Origin of the sequence: Paraburkholderia flagellata, assembly GCF_021390645.1 — a bacterium.
Taxonomy (GTDB): Bacteria; Pseudomonadota; Gammaproteobacteria; order Burkholderiales; family Burkholderiaceae; genus Paraburkholderia; species Paraburkholderia flagellata.
Map to the genome: position 1 here is coordinate 1627678 of NZ_JAJEJT010000002.1, position 22045 is coordinate 1649722.

The following is a 22045-nucleotide window of genomic DNA, read 5'->3' on the forward strand; positions in this document are numbered from 1 at the left end:
GACGGCCTACCGTCTGGAAGCACGCTTGAGCGTTTGTGATGGAGTCTCGCCGAAGAGTTGCTTGTAGTCGTTGGAAAAACGGCCGAGATGCGAAAAGCCCCAGTTCATCGCGATGGAAGAAACATTACGCTCGGTGCAGTCCGAAAGAATTTCGCGCCGCACCGCTTCGAGCCTGTACTTCTTCAAATAGGCCATAGGCGCATGGCCAAAGTGCTGCCCGAAGCCTTCGAACAGCTTGTAGCGTGACACGCCCGCTGCGCGCTCGATGTCTTCGAGCGCAATATTTTCACGGGCGTTGTCGTGAATGAACTGTTTCGCGCGCAACAAATAATGCGGGCACGCTGGGCGCATCGCGTCGGCAAGCGCCTGCGAGTAGTTGTGCGGCTGGGAGAGCAACAGGCCTTTGATCAGCGCCTGTTCGAGATCCCCCACCATCTGCTGATGATTGAGCAACGGGCCGGCGCTCCCCATCTCGGCCAGCAGGAACTTGACCATGCGCCACCACGCCGCCTGATCGCCGTCGGCGGCATTCATCTGCGGCTCGAACGTCAACGCGGCTTCGAGCGGTCGCTGCAAAAGCCCTTCCAGCACCTGGCGCAAGGCAGGGCTCGGAATCGAAACGATGATCTTTCGGCAATTGCCCGTGATCGCCAGGTCCTGCGTCTCATGCGGCGACAGCACGAGGCCGCTGTCCTGGTCCGACAACCACAGGCGGCCGTGCGCGGCGAGTTCCTGCTGTCCGGTGAGCGGCAGACTCACGCTATAGCAGTTGAGCGGCGCATCGTTGTGCACGGAAACGGTGACGTCGGTGCCGTACTCGACGTATCCCAACGTGCTCGCCATGGAGCGCATCACCGTGCCGGAATGATGGAATTGCAGTTCCTTCGGGCTGCGAACCTGCAGCCCATGCGGTCCGCAAATCGATGCCATCCAGTCGCGCGCACCTTCGAGGTCGTGACGCAGTGCGTCAATACCTCGGCTATCGTTGGCGGCGGGGGTTGGCATGGTGTGTCACTGAGCAATTCACGAATACTCAATGGTAAACCACGCCACGCGCGGACAAAATAACGAAACACACCAGATGAGTGCCGCGCCACCGCTTCACGCAGCCGGCTGCGCGCTGTTGCTGTCCCCAAATTTTTCGTAGTACAGGCGGTGGTCGTCGAGGCTTGCGTTCGCGAGCCATGTCTTGATTGCCTCGACCATCGGGGGCGGCCCGCACACATACATGTCGAACGGGTTCGCTTCGAGCGTCCCGCGGTCGAAATGTTCGGGAATGAGCCCCGTCTTGCCCTGCCATACTTCAGACGGATTCGTCACCACGATATCGCACGCGAAGTTCGCGATGCGTTCCTCGTAGGACTTCAAACGATCGAGTTCGCACAGATCGCGCGCGTTCGTCACGCCGTAGTAGAGGTGAACCTTCTGGCCACAGCCGCCCTTGTGCGCGAGCTCGTCGAGCATGCCGAGAAATGCCGAGAGGCCAGTGCCGCCAGCCACCATCACGAGCGGCCGCTCCACCTGCCGCAGATAGAACGTGCCGAGCGGCGCCTCGAATTCGACGGTCTGGCCCGGCTCGCAGCGCTCGCGCATATAGTTGCTCATTGCGCCATCGGGCAACAGGCGAATCAGGAACTGGATCTGGTTGTCGTCGTCGGGCCGGTTGGCGAACGAATACGAGCGCCACACGTCCGCGCCCGGCACTTTCAGGCGGGCGTACTGCCCGGGCAGGAAATCAAGCCGCGCTGGATGAGCGCTTGCGTCCAGATGCAGGATTGCTGTCGTTTCGGACACCTGCTTAACGGCCGTGACCCGGCCCGTGATCGACGTAGTGCCGCCCGCGCTGCACAGGCTCGAATCGAAATCGAAGTAAAACGATGCGTCGGACTGCACGCGCGTCTGGCAAGACAGGATCTTGCGCGCGGCGAGGTCGTCGGCGGACAGCGTTTCTTCGTCGACATAGTCCAGCGTATAGCTGCCCGATTCGCAACGCCCCTGACAGGTTCCGCACACGCCCTCACGGCAATCGAGCGGAATGCTCACGCCATTGCGCAGCGCGGCGTCGAGCAGGAGTTCGCCCGAGCGGACATCGAAGAACACAGTCTTGCCGTCGGCAAAACTAAAAGCGACCTTGTGGCTCATTTCGTGGCGCTCCCGCTTACAGATGGTAGAAGTCGAGCACGGCGTTGATCGTGTCGTTGAGCAACAGCACATGCTTGCGCGCGATCTTCCAGGTGTCGCCGTCCGGGCGCAGCGTGTAGGTGACGCGTCCGAAGAAGTGTTCAGCAACGCCATGCCGCGCGTAAAACGTGGCCCAGTTGGCCTTCACTTCCAGCTCGCCGTTCTCGCACTCCGCGATACGCACATTGGTGATCTGGTGCAGCGTGCGCGGCAGCGGCGTCGAAGCCGCCGACTTGCCCGTGCGCAGGCGGAACACACGATCTTCGAGACCCGTGCGGTTCGCGTAGTAGATGAGCGACATGCCGCGCTTCGGATCGGTCGTGTACACGTGCTCGGAGTCCCATTGGGGCACGTGGAATTCGCTGTTTTCGTCGAAGAGGTCGAGGTACGCGTCCCAGCTCTGCGCGTCGCAAAGCTCGGCCTTGCGATACAGAAACTGCTCGACCGCTTGCTGCTGCGTGTGCGTGATGGCCATGGCTCAAGCCTCCTTCGTGACGTTCGATTGCTGCGCGATGCCCTTCATGAGGAACGTCTGCCACGCGCCGTGCTGGTTGACGTAAAGCCCCTCGTGGGTCAGTTCCGTGCCACACAGCACGGGCTCGATGCCGAGCAGGCGCGCATTCGCCGTCTCGCCCGCCACCCACTTGTGATGACCGCGCGAAATATCGCTCCAGCGCTCGAGGCGCGCCTGGAAGCCGCGTTGCTGCTCGCGGAATTCCACGAGATCGTCCGGCGTGCCCATGCCTGAAACATTGAAGAAGTCTTCGAACTGCCGGATGCGGCTCTCGCGGTCCTGATCCGACTCGCCCTTCACGCCGATACACTGGCTGATGACCTCCGTTTTATTCCAGGCGACCGGTCGCACGATGCGCAATTGAGAGCTGATCTGATCCATGAAAAAGAGGCTCGGATAGACGTTCAGGTTGCGCAGCCGATGCATCATCCATTCGGCCTTCTCCTGGCCGTACGCCTCGACGAGGCGCGGCATGACGCTTGCATAGCCGGGACGTACACTGGGGTTCGGCATGTCGCTGAACAGGACACTGTGGCCGTTTTTGAACGCGAACCAGCCGTCGTCGGTCTGTGCATCGCCCGCGCCAAGCTTGCTGTAGTCGAGCGTGCCGTTCGCCGCGCCGCCGTTCTGCGCGTTCGCCTCTTGGCGCCGCTGCACCGTGGCGACGTAGTTGTAGTGCACCGTGCTCACGTGATAGCCGTCGAGGCCGTTCTCGTTCTGCAGCTTCCAGTTGCCTTCGAAGGTATAGGCGGACTTGCCCGGCAGCACCTCGAGTTCTCCCGTGGGCGATTGCGCCACCATCATGTCGAGGAAGATGCGCGCGTCGCCAAGGTAGTCCTCGATCGTATCGGTTGCATCGGCATCGAGGCTGATGAACACGAAGCCCTTGTAGCTCGCGATTCGGGCCTTCTTGAGGCCGCGTGTGGACTTGTCGAAGTCGTCGCAGTACTCGCCGGGCGCCTTGACCTTGACGAGGCGTCCATCGCTCTTGTAGCACCATGCATGGAAGGGACAGGTGAAGGTCGACTGATTGCCCTTGCCCATGCGCGTGAGCGTCGCGCCGCGATGCTGGCACGCGTTGATCATCGCGTTGAGCTGGCCGTTGCCGTCGCGAGAGATGATCATCGGCTGTCGGCCGGCGCGCATCGTCATGAAGTCATGCGGCTTGGGGATCTCGCTCTCGTGGCATGCGTAGATCCAGTTCTTCTCGAAGATGAACTCCATCTCCAGGTCGAACAATTGCGGCTCGGTGAACATCTCCCGCGCAATGCGATAGACGCCCTCTGCCGGACGGAAATCGAGGCATCCGCCAATGAAATCCTGCCATTGCGACGCGATTTTCTCTGTGCTCACGATGGGTTCTCCTCCTGCCATTTAGCGGTCTTGCGACCAGGTCCTTGATGAGCTGGATTGAATACCCAGAGCGGCGCGGGCGCTATCCGCCTGGTCGCCGATCGCTATCCGCTTTTTTTGCCGCGCTTTTTATCGTGCTTTTTTGCCTCCTGGCTGGACATGCCTGCGCGACACGCAGTGGCGTGCCGAGTAAGGTGCTCCATGACCGCTCCATGGCCATCGCGCGGCCGCGCCGAAAAAAACGGATAGTGAGTGTCGACCAGGCGGATAGCGCCCGTGCGGGCCCGGATATCTAATGCGCTCGACGCCCCCTTAAAACCAGTTGGAGACAGTCATCATGAGCGTGAAAGTATTCGAAACCAGCGAAGTGCAGGATCTGCTGAAGGCCGCCACGAACGTGGACGGCAACGGCGGCAATACGCGTTTCAAGCAGATTGCCCATCGCCTGCTGAGCGATCTGTTCAAGGCGATCGACGAACTCGACATCACACCCGATGAGGTCTGGACCGGCATCAACTATCTGAACAAGCTCGGCCAGGACGGCGAAGCGGCGCTGCTCGCGGCAGGCATTGGACTGGAAAAGTATCTCGACATTCGCATGGACGCCGCCGACGAGGAAGCGGGCATCAGCGGCGGCACGCCGCGCACGATCGAAGGACCGTTGTATGTTGCGGGCGCACCGGTGCGTGACGGCGTTTCGCGAATCGACCTCGATGCCGATGCGCAAGCCGGCCCGCTCGTGATTCACGGCACGGTCACCGGCCCGGACGGCGAGCCGGTCGCGGGCGCCGTGGTCGAATGCTGGCATGCCAACTCGCAGGGCTTCTACTCGCACTTCGACCCGACCGGCGCGCAGAGCGATTTCAACCTGCGCGGCGCGGTGAAGACCGGCGCCGACGGCAAATACGAATTCCGCACGCTCATGCCCGTGGGCTACGGCTGCCCGCCGCATGGCGCCACACAGCAGCTGCTGAATGCATTGGACCGTCACGGTGAGCGTCCGGCGCACGTGCACTTCTTCGTCACGAGCGACGATCACCGCAAGCTGACCACGCAGTTCAACGTCGAGGGCGATCCGCTGATCTGGGACGACTTCGCCTACGCAACGCGTGAAGAGTTGATTCCGCCTGTGACGGAAAAGTCCGGTGGCGCCGCGCTCGGCCTGAAGGCCGACGTGTACAAGGACATCGAGTTCAACCTCGCGCTGACGCCGTTCGTTCAGGGCAAGGACAACCAGATCGTCAACCGGTTGCGCGTGGCCGCCGCGGCATAACTGACATCAGCCGGCGAAGCGACCGGCTCCACACGCCCCCGCGCGCCACCGATGGGAAGCCACGCGCAGTCGGCTTCCCGCTACGACGGCATCGAATCGAGAAAGACGTAGAGCGCCGCAATCTTCCCGTCGCGAACGATGATCACATCCACGCCTGTGTAGTCAGGCGCCTCGCCCCGTGGGCCCGATCCCCATGACAGGCGGCCAGCATTGTGCAGGGCTTGAGGCGCACCGAGCGGCACGTAGGCGAAATGCGGGTGCGTCGCGCGCAGGGCCCCGGCGAAGCTGTCGAGCGCGTCGTGCCCGGCGAATACGCCCGGAGGCGCGTAGAGCACACAGTCCTCTGTATAGAGTTCTTCGATCACCGCGCGACGATGCTTTGCATCGCCTTCGCCGAAGACCTCCTGCAGGTTGCGATAAAGCAGTTCGTTGATACGTTCATCCATGGCAATTCTCCTTAGCCATCCATTAAGTCGTACTACTGATCAAATGCCACCGTCTTTTCGATGGCACTTGATCGAGGACTCTAATTAAATCTGGGCCTGCCCACCGTCGACGAAAATCTCCGTACCGGCGATGAAGCTCGAGTCAGACGAAGCGAGGAAGACAGCAGCACGCGCGACTTCGTCGGGCTCGCCCACACGTCCGAGCGGGACGGTCGAGGCCATATAGTCGAGCATGCCCTGCTGCTGAGCGGCATCCGGGCCGGCCAGATCGACAAGGCCAGGCGTTTTGATCGGGCCCGGGCTGATGACGTTCACGCGGATGCCACGCGCTTTCAGGTCGAGCGTCCAGCTGCGGGCGAAGTTGCGCACCGCGGCCTTCGAGGCGCTATATACACTGAACGCCGGCGTGCCCTTGATGCTGACATTGGACGCGGTGAGTATCACCGATGCGCCATCGACCAGCAGGGGAAGCGCCTTCTGCACCGTGAAGAGCACGCCCTTCACGTTGCGATTAAACGTATCGTCGTACTCCGCTTCGGTAATCGAACCCAATGGCTGCATCGAGCCGCCGCCCGCATTGACGAACAGCACGTCGATGCGGCCCGCGTCAGTCTTCACGCGTTCATAGAGGGCGTTGAGATCGGTGAGGCTAGCGGAGTCCGACTGTATGCCGGTCGCCTTCGGCCCGATTGCCGCGACTGCGGCATCGAGTTCGGCTTTGCGCCGGCCAGTAACGAAGACCTGCGCGCCTTCCGACGCAAAGCGCTTTGCGGTGGCAAGGCCGATCCCACTCGTTCCGCCAGTGACGACGGCAATCTTTCCTTCCAGTTTGCGTTCCATGATTTATCTCCGTTGTGTGACGAGACAAATTTAAGGCCGCATGCTATTTTTCGAAATAGAAATGACGGAAAACCATCGTTGCAAATTTGTCGATGTCAAAACTACCCGACTTTGAAGGATTCGCGATGTTCGCGAAGGTGGCCGAGGAAGGTTCATTCGCGGCTGCCGCGGCGGCAATGGGCGTCTCCGTCGCCACGGTCTCCCGGGCCGTGACGCGGCTCGAGGAGCGGCTCGGCGGCAGGTTGTTCAACCGCACGTCCCGGCGGCTGGCGCTCACGGACTACGGGCACACACTCGCCGAGCGCGCGTCGAAAATCTACGCCGACGCCGAAGAGGCCGAGGATTTCGCGCGCGAGACCTCGAGCCGGCCGCGCGGTCTGGTCAAGCTCGCTGCGCCGCTTTCCTTCGGCGCACGCTGGGTGGCGCCGCTTCTGCCCGAGTTCTTCCGGGCTTATCCGGACATTTCCGTAGAGCTTCATCTCACGGATGCCCATGCCGATTTGATTGGCGATGGGTTTGACGCCGCCCTGCGTATTGCCATCCTCGAAGATTCGTCACTCGCAGCACGCCTCATCGCACCCGTGCGCCGGTTTGTCGTGGCATCGCCCATGTATCTGTCGCGCTATGGCCGGCCGCAGCATCCGCGTGACCTCGGCGCGCATCAGTGCCTGACCTATGCCAACAGAAGCAAGCGGGACGTTTGGCGTTTTACGCACGAAAGTGGCGAGGAATGCACGATCACGCCGACCGGAGCGCTGCGAGCCACAACTGTGGAAGCGTTGCTGCCCACGCTACTCGCGGGACTCGCGCTCACCGAGCTTCCCGAGTTCGTGGCGACGCAGTATTTCGCTGACAAACAGCTCGAACCGATTTTGACTGACTGGCGCCTGCCCGAAGGCGGGCTGTATTTCGTCACGCCCACTGCCCGCACACGGCCAGCAAAGGTGAGCGCATTGGCCGACTTCTTCATTGCGAGGCTCACTGCGGCGCAATGGAGCGCCGAGACGCTGATGGGATGGAAGCCGCCGGGAACGCGCAGCCGGTGATCGCGGGACCTGTTCTATTCGCGACGGACAGGCACGTTCTGACGCGATTTTCGAGCGATTGCGTTCACCTCGGAGCAAGCCTATAATTGAGTGCGTACTCACTCTACATTGAACCGAAACACGATGGCACGCCCTTTGAGCCCTGAGAAGCGAAATGCTCTGCTGGTCGCGGCAACGCAGGCCGTGGCCGAACAGGGCGTGCTGGCCAGCACGGCGAGCATCGCCCGGCGCGCCGGCGTCGCCGAAGGCACGCTGTTCACGTATTTCGAGAACAAGGACGTGCTTTTCCAGGAACTGTATCTGCACCTCAAGCACGAACTGGCTGAAACCGTCATGCCTGGCTATCCTTCCGAAGCGGACTACCGGCTTCGCCTGGAACATGTCTTCCAGCACTACGTGCGCTGGGGACTTGGGAACACGGCGGGCCGACTCGCCATCTCCAGACTCTCGGCTTCCGGACAGTTGCGGGATGAGACGCGGGCGCAAGGCATGGAGCCGTTCCTGGCGGTGTCGAGAATGGTGGAGGACGCGGTGCAGAGCGGTGTACTGGTGAATGCATCGATCGCGTTTCTTTACTCCATCATCGAGCGTATTGCCGATACCACCATCGAATACGTCGAGCGCCAACCCGACGATGCCGAACGCCACCGCCAACTCGGTTTCCACGCCGCCTGGCGAGCCATCACGCCGTAAATTTTTCTTCAATAATTGAGTGAGTACGCGCTCAATACGGAAAGGAGAAGTCATCATGTCCAGTCAAAAGTGGTTCATTACCGGAGCATCAGGTGGTCTCGGGCTTGCCCTCGCGGAGAAAGTGCTGGCCGAAGGGCATCGCGTGGTTGCAGCGGTGCGGCGCGTGGCCGCGTTGGAGTCGCTCAAGCAGTCCTGGCCCGATCAACTCGAAGTGGAATCGGTCGACGTCACCCGTCCCGAGCAGGTGCAGGCCGTGGCGGCACGCCACCCGGATGCCGATGTCGTCGTCAACAACGCGGGTGGCGCCGTCATCGGCGCGATGGAGGAATTGAGCGAAGCCGACATCCAGCAACAGATCGCGCTGAATCTGCTGGCGCCCATCCACATCACCCGCGCCTTTCTCCCTGCGATGCGCGCGAGAAAACACGGCACGTTCATCCATGTCACCAGCGTCGGGGGACGTGCGGCCTTTCCGAGCGGCTCGATGTATCACGCCGCGAAATACGGCCTCGAAGGTTTTGCCGAAGCGGTGAGCCAGGAAGTGGCCGAGTTTGGCATCAAGACCCTCATCATCGAGCCGGGCTCCATCAAGACGGGGTTCGTAGCGAATATCCGCTGGACCGAAGAACTTGCGGATTACAAGGACGGTGTCGTCGGCAAGCTGCGCGCGCAGATCAAGGAAGTCGGCGATGAATATGCCTCGGGCGATCCGGTGAAAATGGCTGGCGCCATCTATGAGGTGAGTCAGTTGCCGGAGCCACCGCTGCGTACTGTTCTCGGCGGCGATGCCTACGCGGTGCTCGAAGTCGGCTATACCCGCAGCCTCGCCGCGCTGCAGGCTCAAAAGGACCTCGCAAACTCGGTGATGTTCGAGGGCAAGGCGGGTTTCAATCCGCAGTGAGCTTTGTGATCGCCGTATCACAAGCATTCACCTGCCATTTCATTCCCAAAGTGTCGATGCTGCTCGCTCGACAAAGGTTGAAACGATCATGTCAAAAGTCTGGTTGATTACTGGCGCCTCCCGGGGTTTGGGCCGCGCCATTCTCGAAGCCGCGTTGCAGGACGGCGGCAAGGTGCTGGCGGGCGCGCGCGACACTTCGCGTCTCGCCGATTTGCAGGCACGCTATGGCGATCGCCTGGCGACATTCGAACTGGACGTCACCGACGAACAGCAGGCACGGCAGGCGGTGTCGGAGGCGACCCGACGATTCGGACATCTGAGCGTTCTGGTCAACAACGCCGGCTACGGACACATTCAGCCGTTCGAATACATGCCCGCCGACGATTTCCGTGCGCAGATCGAAACCAACTTCTTTGGCGTGGTGAACCTCACGCGTGCGGCCATCCCCGTCATGCGCGCCCAGGGCAGCGGCCATATCTTTCAGGTGTCGTCGGCAGGCGGGCGCATCAGCAGCCCGGGACTTTCCGCTTACCAGGCGGCCAAATGGGCCGTCGGCGGATTCAGCGACGTCGTGGGCAAGGAAGTCGCGCCGTTCGGCATTCACGTCTGCACGCTGGAACCCGGCGGCATGCGCACCGAATGGGGCAACGAGGCGCGTACGACGCTGCATAATCTTCCTCAGGACTACGAGGCATCCATGGCCGGATTCAAGGCGTTGATGGACGCCTACGTGGGCCATGAAGTGGGAGATCCCGAGCGCATTGCGAAACTGATCGTGATGCTCGCCTCGCGTGAAGCGGTGCCTGCACGGCTCGTGCTCGGCTCGGACGCCTGGCAGGTCGTGGAAGCCGAGGAGCAGGCCCGCCGCGAATCCATGCAGGGCTGGAAAGCCGTGACCCTCGCGGCCGACTTCGACTCGGCAATGCCCACGTGGCCTTCGGAGTGAAATCATGCGCGTTGTACTGATCGGCGCGACCGGCATGGTCGGCCAGGGCGTGTTGCGCGCATGCCTTTGCGCGGCGGACGTCACCGAAATCATCGTGCTTGGCCGGCGCGTGCTGGAGGGTTACGATGATCCGCGACTCAGGGTCTTCACTGTGCCGGATCTTGCAAGTTTTCAGGCCACAGACGACGCGTTTTCCAACATCGACGCGTGCTTTTTCTGTGCAGGCGTATCGTCCTTCGGCATGTCCGAGGCCGCCTATCGGGCGATCACCTACGACCTCACGCTCCACGTCGCTCAGGAACTGCTTCGCGTGAGCCCCGCGATGACGATGGTCTATGTGTCCGGCGCGGGCGCGGACAGTAGTGAACAAGGCAGAAGCATGTGGGCCCGCGTGCGCGGACAAACCGAGAACGCATTGCAGCGTCTGCCATTTCGGCAGGTGGCTATTTTCCGGCCAGCGGCGATCTTTCCCGAGGACGGCATACAGTCGCGTACAGCCGCGTATCGCTGGATGTACATCGCCCTCAAACCGCTGCTCGCATTGATTCGGCAAATCTCGCCCGATAGCGTACTGACTACCCGGATCATTGGCGATGCGATGCTAAACGCCGTGCGCCGCGGTGTACCCCAAGCCGTTCTGAAGCCTGCCGATATGCATCGACTCGCCAGTCCGCGAGCGTGATCCAGTTGAGCGCATGGGCTGTCTCCTGTTCCGCTGATAAGATCGCGGAAGAATCCAGGGGATACGCCGAATGGATAGTTTCGATCTCAATCTCTTGCGCGTGTTTGACGCCTTCCAGCGTCACGGACATCTCGGCAAAGCGGCCCAGGAACTGAATCTAAGTCAGCCGGCCGTATCGTATGCCCTGAAGCGTTTGCGGGAAGACCTTGGCGATGCCCTTTTCGTCAAAACCCGGTCCGGCATGCAACCCACGCCGCGCGCGATGGAACTCGCGCCCGTGATCCACTCGGTACTCGACGATATTCAAAAGCGAGTGCTGTCCACGCCGACTTTCGAGCCAGAAAGTGCCCAGCGCACATTTGCCGTTGCGATGTCGGATGTCGGTGAAATGGTTGCCTTGCCGAAATTGCTGAAGCGGCTGACCAGTCTTGCACCCGGCGCCAATCTGAGAACGGTGTCACTGTCTCCCGGCGAGCTAATGCCTGCGCTTCAGCGCAGCGAAGTTGACCTTGCGATCGGATATTTCCCCGATCTCGACGGCGTCGACGTCTTTCAGCAGCGTCTTGTTCGGCATTCGTTCGTATGCCTCGTGCGTAAGCACCACCCCGCCGTCCAAGGCCGGTTGACCAAAAAGCTTTTCAGCGAACTACCCCATGCGCTGATCAAGACGGAAAGCCGTCGCGAGGAAATTGTCGAACGCTTTCTGAAAGAGCACCGAATACCACGCAGAATCGTGCTCAATACGCCGCATTACCTCAGCATCCCGATGACCATCGCGACGACGGACCTGATTGTCACGGTTTCCAGCGACGTAGCAGAAATATTCGCGCGCATGGCGGATCTCGCGATTCTGGAACCTCCATTCAAGATGCCACCGTTCGACGTGCGGCAATACTGGCATCGTTCACAGCAGGACGATCCGGGCAATCAGTGGCTGCGAGGCCTCGTACGCGACCTGTTTGCGCAATCACCCGATTGACCGTCCCCGAGTGTGGTCCAACGCGGCTCATCAACCGCGTGGAAGAGCGTTATTTGCGGCACTGGCTTGTCGATTGTTCGCCCTGGCGTGACACTCCTCGCACCCACTCTGCGAGCACACGCTCCATCACTCTTCAGGAGACTTCCCATGCCGGTCATCCGCTTTGAACGCCACGACAATATCGGGCACATTGTGCTCGCCGATGGTCCGTCGAACCTGATCAATACGCGCTTCTGCGAAGCACTGAAAGACGCCGTACGCGAGGCCAGCAGCTCCGATATTCGCGCTCTGCTTGTACGCTCCGAAGGCGAGAACTTCAGTCATGGCGGCGACGTCCTCGACTTCATTGATAAGGACTTCAATGAATGGCGCACGTTCATCTGCGAGATCCATCACTCGTACCGCGCCATTGAAGCGCTGCAAATCCCGACTGTCGCCGCTATTCGCGGCGCCTGCTTCGGTGGAGCATTCGAACTCGCGTTGGCCTGCGACTTTATCGTCGCTGCCGACAACGCCGTCTTTCAGAATATCGAGGCCTCGGTAGGCTCTGCTCCGGTGGCGGGCGGGGTTCAGCGGCTGGCAGAACGCGCCGGTCGCGCGGTGGCTGCGCGCTACACGATGCTGAGCGAACCGATGACGGGCGAAAAAGCCGGCGAACTCGGTGTGGCCGCTTTCGTGTGTCCCGACGCGGAAGTCGAGACCGTCGCGGCAAAGCTCGTGACGCGCCTTTCCAATGGCCCCACACGATCGTATGCCGCTATCCGTGCACTGTTGAAGGCATGGGCGGGCGGCGGCGTGCCCGCGGCGGATTCCGTTTTGCTCGACATCACGATGGGGTTGCACGGCACGGATGACGCACGCAAGGGCCGAACCGCACGCGCCGAAGCCATGAAGCGCGGCGTCCAGCCAGAGCCGGTGATTTTCACGGGACGCTGAAGCGCCGCGTCCGCTGCTGGAGGCTCATGCCTCCAGCAATGAGTGCGACGCGGTCGCAGAACAGTCACGCAATTGCTCGACCAGCCATCTTCCGGCCGGACCGAGCGGCGCCGCAGCGGGGTACACCGCCAACATCGGAAGCACGAGCCCACCGGGAGGCACGTCTTCAACGTGAAGTTCAACGAGACGCCCCGCTGCAATATCATGCTCGATGGTATGCACGGGCATGCCACCCCAGCCGAGCCCGTGCACCAAAAGCGCATGCTTGGCGAACAGATCGGCAACGCGCCAGGTCGCCCCAGACATCACTCCAAATTCGTGACCGGCCGACAAATCCGTCCGGTCGGTCAGCACGAGTTGCGTGTGGCGCGCGAGTTCATCCCTGGGAATCGGCCCACGGATCGCGGCCAGTGGATGCGAATTGGCGGCAACCATCGTAAATGCGACGCCGGCGAGCCGCTCCGACGTGAGTCCTGGCGGCACAATAGGCAACGAACCCACGATGCCGACGGCAGCACGTCCATCGATGACGGGTTGATACGCGCCTCCGAGCGCTTCAGCATAGAGCCGCAAGGGCACGCCCGGAAAGCGCTCGCGAAACGCCTTCGCGGCCTCGACGACAACTTGAAACGGGAAAAAGACATCCACCACTACGGACAATTCGGGTTCCAGCCCCGATGCCATGCCCTTGGCGCGTGCCTTCATCCCGTCCACGCCGGAAACGACATTACGCGCGTCGGCCAGCAGCACACGCCCTTGCGCAGTCAGAACGGGATATCGCCCCCGCCGGTCGAACAGCGCCACACCGATCTGTCCTTCCAGATTCGACACCAGTTCGCTGACCATGGATTGCGCCCGGCGCAGCTTCCTCGCTGCCCCGGAGAAACTGCCTTCGTCGACTGCCGTGATGAATGCCCGGAGCTGGTCCAACGATACGCCATCCAACATTTTGGCTTCCTAAGTCATCAAATTCACCAATGGGCGGAATCTAGTAGAGGCCGCCACGTCGATGCTGCACGGGCGGCCCGCCACGTTGCGTCAGTTCGCACCAACTGATGCCAGGCGCGCGCCGAAGCGCCCAAGGCGTTGATCCAGGCTATAAGCACCCGCGCCGAAGTAAGCGATCTGCAGAAAGCCGCCCGCCATCATGACGTTCTTCAGGAAGTGAATCATCTGATTCTGGTCCGCGAAGTTGTGGTGGAAAAACGCTGCCGTTACCAGACAGAACAATGCCATCACAACCGACACGGGACGCACGCGGTAGCCCGAAAGAATCAGCAGGCCGCCGCCCAGTTCGACCAGGATCGAAACCACGTACGCCAGCGGCGGAACGGGCAACCCCATCGCGGTGATGTAGCCAACTGTTGCCGCATAGGCGCCGAGCTTGCCGAGCCCGCTCATCACAAAAGGCGCGCCCAGCATGATACGGCCCAGCAGCGGAATAAACTTGTATCGTTCCATGACGATCTCCTCAAAGAAGTTCACTTTGGTGGACCAGGATAGGGATTCGCGCCAGCCTCCACCATCGCCAGTCGCGCACAGACCATTTCAATCAGGATTACCAAACATCTTCCCTTCCGATCGACAGATCGCCCGCATCCACCTTGATTCCCGGACGCTCGAAACCGGCGCTATTCAACTGTTCTGTAGCCGCTGAATAACCCGTCCTCGGTCAGTTGCGCCATACTAATTCCGCAATGATCACGCGCCAATCTCCCGAATTGCAAAGCAACGTTGTGCGTGATAGAACGACGAATCCTGAGCGAGAGCCCGACAATGAACCAGATCACCGACCTCAACGATCTCCGGATCTTTGTAGAAGTCGTCGAGCGTGGAAGCTTCGCGGCGGCGGCGCACGCACTCGGCTCGCAGACATCCAAACTCAGCCGGCGTGTTCGTGCACTCGAGGAAGAGCTGGGTGTTCGCCTGCTCAATCGCACCAGCCGGAGCCTGTCCTTGACCGAAATTGGGCGGCGCTTTCACCAGCATTGCGTCGCTCTCGTTGCGGAATCGAAAGCGGCCAAGGACATCGTCGACCAGACACGGTCCAAACCGCAGGGCACGATACGGATCAGTTGCCCGGTAGGCTTGCTAAGCTCGGGTATTACCCCGATGATCGCGCAGTACATACAGGACAACCCCGAGGTCCAGGTGCTCGTCGATGCCACCAACCGTCGCGTCGATGTCGTCGAAGAGGGGCTGGATTTCGCTATCCGCGTGCGGCTTCCCCCGCTCGAAAGCACCGATCTCGCCGTACGGCAACTCGGGCTCTCCTCGCAGATCCTCGTTGCCAGCCCTGACCTGGTCGCACGCCATGCCGCGCCCACGTCCCTCCAATCACTCGAAGCGTGGCCCACGCTCGCGATGGCGAACAGCAGCGAGCGATTCGCCTGGAACCTTGTGGACGCCGAAGGTAACGCAACGTCATGGACACATCGCCCACGCCTCGCGAGCGATGATCTCGCCAGCCTGCGCATCGCCGCGATGAGTGGAGTTGGCGTGGCCTTGCTGCCTCGCGAACTCGTGGATGCCGATATCCGTTCCAGCCAGCTTCTGCACCTGCTGCCAGGACTCGCCACCGAGCCGGGCCTCGTGCACGCGATTTTCGCCTCGCGCCGCGGCATGGTTCCGGCAGTCCGGCATCTGCTGGACGCGCTTGTCGTGGGTTTCGAGAAGCTGAACAGCAAGTGATGGAGAGAACCTGAGTGCGCGATGGGCCTTCACCGGCCAATGCTTCGCGAAACCCGCCTGACCTTGTCAAACCCCTCCAGAATCTGGGCGAGATCGCCGCCTGCCGAATAGATTCGCCCTATCGAGCGAATGATCGCGGCGCGGCCCCTCTTCGTCGTCCCGAGACGTTCTAGTGCGTCACGCAAACCGCCGCAAAGTTCAGAGCAATTGCGCTGCCATTTATTTCGTTATCCAAAGTAATGACGACAAACGTCGTCTGCATCGGTGAGAGTGATCTCTGCTTGCGTTTGATCGAAAGCCCAATGGTTTGCGCCGCCCTTCGAAAAATCGCGTCAGTGGCAAAACGGGTTGACACGTCCGTGACCGCATCCTAACATACAACTATGCTGTACGCGTTCACTATTGTTGAATGCAAGAACATCCAGGAGACTCCATGAATACGCTTTCGTATGAGCGCGGAACACGCTCCACAGCGCTCATCAATCAGACGATTGGCGACTACTTCGATGCAATCGCCAATCGGTTGAATGAGCATGCTGCGGTCATCAGCCGGCATGAAGGCATCCGCCTCACCTACGGCGAGCTTCGGCAGACATCGGACGATCTCGCCGCGGGATTGCTTGCCTCGGGACTCAAGCCCGGTGACCGAATCGGCATCTGGTCGCACACGAATATTGCCTGGCTGCTCATGCAATTGGCCACGGCAAAGGCCGGGTTGATTCTCGTGAACATCAACCCGGCCTACCGGAGCGCGGAGCTCGAGCATGCATTGAACCTGGTGGGGTGCAAAGCGATCGTGACGATGGTGCAGTACCGTTCGAGCGAATATCTGAACATGCTGCGGGAATTCGGCAAGTCGCGCTTGCCGAAGCTCGAAACGATCTGGTGGATCGACGAAAGCGGCGCTCCGGACGAAGCGGGCGCGCACCGCTTCTCCAGTCTGTTCGACCTGGCTGCGGCAGGCCGCACTTTGCTCGACGACGTCCGCGCAACTGTGCGCCCGGACGACGCCGTCAATATCCAGTTCACCAGCGGAACGACCGGACGTCCCAAGGCGGCGACGCTGAGTCACCGCAATATCCTGAACAACGGGTACTTCGTGGGCGAATGCATGAAGCTCACTCAAATGGATCGCGTCTGCGTGCCCGTGCCGATGTACCACTGCTTCGGCATGGTCATGGGCAATCTGGCATCTCTCACCCACGGCTCGACAATCGTCTACCCTTCCGCAAGATTCGACGCTGAAGCCGTTCTCGAAGCCGTGCAGGCTGAGCGGTGCACCGCGCTGCTCGGCGTACCCACCATGTTCATCGCCGCGTTGAATCACCCGCGCTTTGCTGCATTCGACAAGCGCACGCTACGCACCGGCATCATGGCCGGCTCGCCTTGCCCGATCGAAATCATGCGGCGTGTGGTGGACGAAATGCATCTCTCCGAAATCACCATCGCCTATGGCATGACGGAGACCAGCCCCGTGAGTTGCCAGAGCATGACGGATACCCCGCTCGACAAGCGCGTCACCACGGTCGGCCAGGTCCTGCCGCATCTCGAGATAAAAATTGTCGACCAGGCGACCGGCGAAACCGTGGACCGCGGTCAAGCGGGCGAGCTTTGCACGCGCGGCTATTCGGTCATGCTCGGCTACTGGAACCAGGAGGACAGGACGAAAGAAGCGATCGACGCCAAAGGCTGGATGCACACAGGCGACCTCGCAACGATGGACGCAGCGGGTTACGTCAACATCGTTGGAAGAATCAAGGACATGGTGATCCGCGGCGGCGAAAACCTCTATCCGCGCGAGATCGAAGAATTCCTGTACACCTGCCCCGGCGTGCTCGACGTTCAGGTGGTCGGCGTACCCGACAAGCATTTTGGCGAAGAACTCTGCGCATGGATCGTCACGACACCCGGGGCGATTCTTGACGAAGGCATCGTCCGCGAATTCTGCCAGCAACGGATAGCGCATTACAAAGTGCCCAAATACATTCGCTTTGTCGACTCGTTCCCGACTACCGTGACAGGGAAGATCCAGAAGTACCTGATCCGGCAAATCATGAGCGATGAACTCGGTCTGCAAGACCAGCAAACGGCCTGACGCTCGTTGGCACGTTGCATTCGCCAGGTCGCCTATCTTCCCCCATTACAGTTTTCTGGAGCACTCGCCATGGCAGAAGTTGACATGCAATCGGTTTATATCGTCGCAAAAGATATCGGCCGGCTTTCCGAGTTCTACATCGCGGCGTTGAATATGCCAGTCCAGTTTCGCGACGCAAACAAGTGGACGCAATTCCGCCTGCAGCGCAGCGCATTTGCGCTCAGTTCCGCAGAGGAAGCCGCACGAGGGGCTGTCGGTGCCGTCCCCGTCTTCCAGATTGCCGGCGAAGCGCGGGCCGAAGTCGAACAGAAGATCCTCGCCGCGGGCGGTCTGCTGCTCGGGCAGCGCGACATGGGAACGCATGGCTTCGTCGCCACCTACAAAGACCCTGAAGACAACATCTTTCAGGTCTTCAGCAAGACTTCGACGCGTTAATTGCCAGGCCCGCGCCAAAGTTCGAATCTCACCTATTTTTTACTGGAAAAATCATGAAGTTCGGTATTTTTGATCAAAACGATCGCAATGGTCTGCCAATCAATCAGCAGTACGAAGAGAGGCTGCAGATCATCGAACTGTACGACAAGCTCGGCTTTCATTGCTATCACATGTCGGAACACCACGCGACCACGCTGAGCGCGTGCCCGTCACAAAGCGTGTTCCTCGCCGCCGCCGCGCAGCGCACCAGCAAGCTGCGTCTGTCTCCGCTCGTCTACATTCTTCCGATCCATCATCCCGTGCGACTCGCCGAAGAAATCTGCATGCTCGACCATTTGAGCGGCGGCCGCTTCGAATATGGCGTTGGGCGCGGCGCCTCGCCCCACGAGATCGAAGCGCTCGGCATCGACCCTGCCACGGCTCAAGCCAGATATGTCGAGTCGTATGAAGTCGTGAAGCGCTTCCTCAACTCGGATACGCTCAACTACGAAGGCACGTTCTGGAAGTTCAAGGACGTTCCCATTGAAATCAAGCCGCTGCAGTCGCCGCCGCCGACATGGTACGCACTGGCATCGCCCGAGTCGACGGTTTGGCCTGCACAGGAGAAGATGAATATCGTGTGCGCCGGCCCCATTGCGCGAGTCCGGGCGATCACCGACCGGTATCGTGAAGAATTCGCGAAACGGCATCCGTTCGACGCTGAACCACTCATGGGCGTGAATCGCTATATCGTCGTGGCGGAAACGGATCAGGAAGCGATGGAAATCGGTTCGCGGGCATGGTCTGCGTTCTATCCGAACTTCATCAAACTCTGGAAGAAGCACGGCACCGAGCCGGTCAACCAGAAGCTCCCTCCAACGTTCGAACCGCTCGTGGAATCGGGCCTCGCCGTGGTGGGACGGCCGGAAACCGTCCGCGAAAAGCTGCTGGAACAGGCGAGCAATGGCGGGTTCAACTATCTCATCGGCACCTTCATGTTTGGCGATATGTCGATGCAGGAAGCAAAAACGTCGATCGGACTCTTCCATGAATCCGTCATGCCAGCATTCGTCGAACTGGAAAAGGTTCCGTCATGAACGCAGTTGCTCTGTCCGAACACGAACGATCAGCCATCGGAGTTTTCGACAAACGTCAGCTGAGAAACGTTTTGGGATCCTTCGTAACTGGCGTGACCGTGGTCACCACGCTCGACGCCGAAGGAAAAATGCATGGCCTCACCGCCAATTCGTTTTCCTCCGTGTCTCTCGACCCGCCTCTTGTTTTGTGGAGCCAGGCGACATCCGCTGGAAGCCATTCGGCCTTCAGGGACTCAGGCCGCTTCACGATCAACATCCTGGCGGAAGATCAGTACGGCCTGGCTAATCATTTCGCCACTCGCTCTCCTGACAAGTTCTCGGGCATTGAATACGACGTCGGGGTCGACGGTCTCCCCATACTGCGCGATTGCAGTGCCTGGCTCGAATGCAAGGTCGTTGCCTGCTATCCCGGCGGCGACCATGTGATCTTTCTCGGCTCCGTCGAACGCATTCGCCAGAGCGCGCGGCGGCCGCTGGTCTTTGGCGGTGGTCAGTACCTGGTGGCCGATCCGCACGACCTGGGTCACGCTCCGGTCGGAACGCAGGGGGCGATGAAATCCCAGCCGCATGCCGTGCGACTCGCGAGCCGTAGCATGTTGCGGCTCGCCAGTACGCTCGACAAGTCGCTCGCCCTGGTGGCATGGGGCAATCATGGACCGACCGTGATCGCCTGGCAGGCCGCAGCGACACCAGTGGCCGCGGATCTGCCTCTGGGGCTGGTGCTGCCGGTGACATCTTCGGCTTCCGGACTTGCACTGGCGGCCTTTCTTCCGCCTGAAGCGATCGACCGGTTCGTTGTCGCGGAGTTGCGTGAAAACGCACGACGCGAGTCACAGGATTTGCCGGTTGCTGCAGAGACCTTTTCAGGCATGCTTGAATCGGTCAGAGCTTCGCGTGTAGCGACGAGACGCCCCGGACCGTTTTATGACGACCTCATCCTTGCCAATGCGATCAGTGTGCCCATCCTCTCGCCGGACGGCGTCGCAGTGCTTGCCTTGACGGCGATCGGCCCAGCGGAACAATTCGATGCGGCAACCGACGGACCTTGCGCACAAGCCCTAAAAGCCGCCGCACAGGAGATCACTCTAGCGCTGCGTGAAGCTTGAATGCCCAACCCGCGCATAGCGCTATCAATAGCGACCACACTGAGCCATGACTGAAACAGATAGCCGCTTACTCGAAGCCTCTTTGCCTCCCGTGGCACAGATCCAGGTGAACCTCGACACGCTAAGCGGCAAGCAAACCATCGCCTACCGCGCGGCGGGCGACGAAGCAGCGCCACCCATCGTCCTGCTGCACGGCATTGGATCGAACTCGGCGGGATATCGCGCGCAACTCGCGGCGCTTGCCACGCGCCATCGCGTGATCGCGTGGGATGCCCCGGGCTACGGGCAAAGCAGCCCGTTCGCGATCGCAACGCCTGGCGCCGCAGACTATGCCGAAGCCGTCATGGCGATGATGACGGCGCTGGGCATTTCGCGTGCAACCGTTGTCGGCAGTTCGTGGGGCAGCGTCATCGCAGCGACATTTGCCGCGCAATACGCATATGCAACGCACGCCCTCGTATTGAGCGCGCCCAACGTCGCACGCGCTCACCTGCCGCTTTCGGATCGCGCCGCCGCTCGGGAGGCGCTGATGCGAAGCGGGGCGGCTCAGTCGCCTGAAGCGCGCGCCGCGGTGGTCGACGCCCTGCTCGCTCGCAACGCCGCGCCCCAGATCCGTGCCCTCGTCTCGACACTCCGGGACGCGGTTACGCCAACGGGATGGGAACATGCCGTCGACATGCTGTTCTCTACGCATACGCCCGTTGTGGCCGCGTCAGTCGAGGCGCCGGTTTCCATCGTTGTCGGCGACAATGATCGCATCGCGCCTCTCAGCGATCACGCGCGGCCCATACACGAGGCGGCGCGCAATTCGACGCTCCATGTGCTCGATGGAATCGGCCACATGCCGAAACTGGAAGCACCGGGCAAGTTCAATTCCATCGTATTGGCAGCCGCCGCCGGTGGAAACACATGACCCCGGTTTCTATCCGATCTGGCGGGACACCTTTCCCCCCAGTGCAATCGTCGCGCGAACGGCGCTTTCGAGGAGCGCCTTGATCGCCTCGCCATTGATATCCGTATCGAGCGTGGCTGGCGTCCCGATGAGGCTGATTGCAAACTGGAGATTCCCGTCCCGGTCCCAGATCGGGGCGGCAACCGATACATAGCCAAGATTGCCACGATGAACCATCGAAAAGCCATTGTTGCGCAGTTCAGCGCTAGCTTCTTCCCGCATGGCGGCCGGACTCCAATCCTTCTCGCCGGACATTTCGCGAGCAATGAGTTCGTCAGTGCGGCTGGCCTGCAGGCAGGCAATAAACAGCTTTCCCGCTGCCGTCGTCACGAGTGGGATCAACCCCGTTCTCAATTCGAGGATGCTGCGCGTCTGCCCCTCCTGCTTGAACAGACTCACTGGTCCGTCGTCGGTCCATGCCGTCACCGCCGCACCGCTAAGCGTGGCGTCGCGTAGTGCAATCACTTCGCGCCGCACGATATCGAAACCGTCGAGCTGGTTGATCGCACTCATCCCTAAAGCAAGCGAAGCCGGGCCAAGTTTGTAGCACCCTGGCTTTTCATCTGCGGATACGAGGCCTGTGCGTACGAGGCTAATCATGTAGTTACTCGTTGCGCTCGGCGTGAGTTCGGACAGTGCGGCAATCTCTTTCAGAGGAAGGGCTCGCACGCTCGTTTGCAACGCCGAGAGGATTCGAAATGCAATCTCGACGGATTGAATGCCGCGTCTCGCGCTCACATTGGTCATATCGCTGCCGTATTGAAGTTGTTGAATGCACGCCGCCCGGGTTTCCCCGCACGTCAACCTTGTTGACACCCCTCGTGGGCGGCCCCTATAGTATTCAACATAAATTATTGCATTCATTATTGTTGAATGCAATACCCCCAAAGAGGGACGTGG

Annotated in this window: 23 protein-coding genes; 14 read left to right on the forward strand and 9 right to left on the reverse strand. The window is 60.8% G+C overall.

The genetic code is table 11. The features are described 5' to 3' along the window. Positions 1–6 precede the first annotated feature (6 nt). The 4 genes from L0U83_RS21595 to antA all read right to left on the reverse strand — a co-directional run bounded on the left by L0U83_RS21595 (position 7) and on the right by antA (position 4069). Positions 7–1005, reverse strand: coding sequence for an AraC family transcriptional regulator (locus L0U83_RS21595; protein ID WP_233886114.1), 999 nt, complete (start codon positions 1003–1005; stop codon positions 7–9). A 96-nt stretch (positions 1006–1101) separates the two neighbouring features. Then, on the reverse strand, positions 1102–2142 hold the full coding sequence (gene antC, locus L0U83_RS21600; RefSeq protein ID WP_233886115.1) for an anthranilate 1,2-dioxygenase electron transfer component AntC: 1041 nt from the start codon (positions 2140–2142) through the stop codon (positions 1102–1104). Between the two features lie 16 nt (positions 2143–2158). Further along, entirely contained in the window at positions 2159–2656 is a 498-nt protein-coding gene (antB, locus tag L0U83_RS21605) for an anthranilate 1,2-dioxygenase small subunit (RefSeq protein WP_233886117.1), read from the reverse strand. Between the two features lie 3 nt (positions 2657–2659). Then, positions 2660–4069 carry an anthranilate 1,2-dioxygenase large subunit gene (gene antA / locus L0U83_RS21610; RefSeq protein ID WP_267939396.1) on the reverse strand — a complete coding sequence of 470 codons (1410 nt, stop codon included), beginning with the start codon at positions 4067–4069 and terminating at the stop codon, positions 2660–2662. Between the two features lie 316 nt (positions 4070–4385). Between antA and catA the strand changes: the two genes are divergently transcribed. Further along, on the forward strand, positions 4386–5321 hold the full coding sequence (gene catA / locus L0U83_RS21615; protein ID WP_233886120.1) for a catechol 1,2-dioxygenase: 936 nt from the start codon (positions 4386–4388) through the stop codon (positions 5319–5321). A gap of 80 nt (positions 5322–5401) precedes the next feature. On the opposite strand, the gene L0U83_RS21620 is transcribed toward catA, so the two are convergent. Beyond that, complete coding sequence (locus tag L0U83_RS21620; RefSeq protein ID WP_233886121.1) at positions 5402–5767, reverse strand: nuclear transport factor 2 family protein; 366 nt, start codon at positions 5765–5767, stop codon at positions 5402–5404. Between the two features lie 84 nt (positions 5768–5851). Then, entirely contained in the window at positions 5852–6607 is a 756-nt protein-coding gene (locus L0U83_RS21625; RefSeq protein WP_233886122.1) for an SDR family oxidoreductase, read from the reverse strand. A 92-nt stretch (positions 6608–6699) separates the two neighbouring features. On the opposite strand from L0U83_RS21625, the gene L0U83_RS21630 reads away from it, so the two are divergent. The 7 genes from L0U83_RS21630 (at position 6700) to L0U83_RS21660 (ending at position 12790) form a co-directional block, all read left to right on the forward strand. Continuing rightward, a complete protein-coding gene (locus L0U83_RS21630; RefSeq protein WP_233886123.1) occupies positions 6700–7653 on the forward strand; it encodes a LysR family transcriptional regulator in 954 nt (317 codons plus the stop codon). A 123-nt stretch (positions 7654–7776) separates the two neighbouring features. Then, complete coding sequence (locus L0U83_RS21635) at positions 7777–8346, forward strand: TetR/AcrR family transcriptional regulator (protein WP_233886124.1); 570 nt, start codon at positions 7777–7779, stop codon at positions 8344–8346. 55 nt (positions 8347–8401) lie between these two features. Next, positions 8402–9247, forward strand: a complete 846-nt coding sequence (locus L0U83_RS21640; RefSeq protein ID WP_233886125.1) for an SDR family NAD(P)-dependent oxidoreductase — start codon at positions 8402–8404, stop codon at positions 9245–9247. Positions 9248–9335: 88 nt separating this feature from the next. Further along, the gene (locus tag L0U83_RS21645) at positions 9336–10193 is read left to right on the forward strand and encodes an SDR family NAD(P)-dependent oxidoreductase (protein ID WP_233886126.1); all 858 of its coding nucleotides are present in this window, start codon (positions 9336–9338) and stop codon (positions 10191–10193) included. A gap of 4 nt (positions 10194–10197) precedes the next feature. Then, positions 10198–10875 (forward strand): NAD-dependent epimerase/dehydratase family protein, encoded by a 678-nt coding sequence (locus L0U83_RS21650; RefSeq protein ID WP_233886128.1) that lies wholly within the window; start codon positions 10198–10200, stop codon positions 10873–10875. A gap of 70 nt (positions 10876–10945) precedes the next feature. Continuing rightward, the gene (locus L0U83_RS21655) at positions 10946–11854 is read left to right on the forward strand and encodes a LysR family transcriptional regulator (protein WP_233886129.1); all 909 of its coding nucleotides are present in this window, start codon (positions 10946–10948) and stop codon (positions 11852–11854) included. A 147-nt stretch (positions 11855–12001) separates the two neighbouring features. Then, positions 12002–12790: an enoyl-CoA hydratase/isomerase family protein gene (locus tag L0U83_RS21660; protein WP_233886130.1), complete on the forward strand. Its 789-nt coding sequence runs from the start codon at positions 12002–12004 to the stop codon at positions 12788–12790. Positions 12791–12814: 24 nt separating this feature from the next. Here the strand turns inward: L0U83_RS21660 and L0U83_RS21665 are convergent, their stop codons facing one another. Both L0U83_RS21665 and L0U83_RS21670 read right to left on the reverse strand, forming a co-directional pair. Continuing rightward, complete coding sequence (locus L0U83_RS21665; RefSeq protein WP_233886131.1) at positions 12815–13738, reverse strand: LysR family transcriptional regulator; 924 nt, start codon at positions 13736–13738, stop codon at positions 12815–12817. 90 nt (positions 13739–13828) lie between these two features. Beyond that, entirely contained in the window at positions 13829–14251 is a 423-nt protein-coding gene (locus tag L0U83_RS21670) for a DoxX family protein (RefSeq protein WP_233886132.1), read from the reverse strand. Positions 14252–14566: 315 nt separating this feature from the next. On the opposite strand from L0U83_RS21670, the gene L0U83_RS21675 reads away from it, so the two are divergent. The 6 genes from L0U83_RS21675 to L0U83_RS21700 all read left to right on the forward strand — a co-directional run bounded on the left by L0U83_RS21675 (position 14567) and on the right by L0U83_RS21700 (position 21106). Further along, complete coding sequence (locus L0U83_RS21675; protein ID WP_233886133.1) at positions 14567–15481, forward strand: LysR substrate-binding domain-containing protein; 915 nt, start codon at positions 14567–14569, stop codon at positions 15479–15481. A 433-nt stretch (positions 15482–15914) separates the two neighbouring features. Beyond that, on the forward strand, positions 15915–17576 hold the full coding sequence (locus tag L0U83_RS21680; RefSeq protein WP_233886134.1) for an AMP-binding protein: 1662 nt from the start codon (positions 15915–15917) through the stop codon (positions 17574–17576). 69 nt (positions 17577–17645) lie between these two features. Continuing rightward, the gene (locus L0U83_RS21685) at positions 17646–18011 is read left to right on the forward strand and encodes a VOC family protein (RefSeq protein WP_233886135.1); all 366 of its coding nucleotides are present in this window, start codon (positions 17646–17648) and stop codon (positions 18009–18011) included. Positions 18012–18064: 53 nt separating this feature from the next. Beyond that, the gene (locus tag L0U83_RS21690; protein WP_233886136.1) at positions 18065–19087 is read left to right on the forward strand and encodes an LLM class flavin-dependent oxidoreductase; all 1023 of its coding nucleotides are present in this window, start codon (positions 18065–18067) and stop codon (positions 19085–19087) included. After that, positions 19084–20193 (forward strand): flavin reductase, encoded by a 1110-nt coding sequence (locus L0U83_RS21695; protein WP_233886138.1) that lies wholly within the window; start codon positions 19084–19086, stop codon positions 20191–20193. The genes L0U83_RS21690 and L0U83_RS21695 overlap by 4 nt, the downstream gene beginning before the upstream one ends. 46 nt (positions 20194–20239) lie before the next feature. After that, the gene (locus L0U83_RS21700; protein WP_233886140.1) at positions 20240–21106 is read left to right on the forward strand and encodes an alpha/beta fold hydrolase; all 867 of its coding nucleotides are present in this window, start codon (positions 20240–20242) and stop codon (positions 21104–21106) included. Positions 21107–21115: 9 nt separating this feature from the next. Here L0U83_RS21700 and L0U83_RS21705 read toward each other — a convergent pair whose 3' ends face one another. Next, positions 21116–21892, reverse strand: coding sequence for an IclR family transcriptional regulator (locus L0U83_RS21705; RefSeq protein ID WP_233886141.1), 777 nt, complete (start codon positions 21890–21892; stop codon positions 21116–21118). Between the last annotated feature and the right edge of the window lie 153 nt (positions 21893–22045).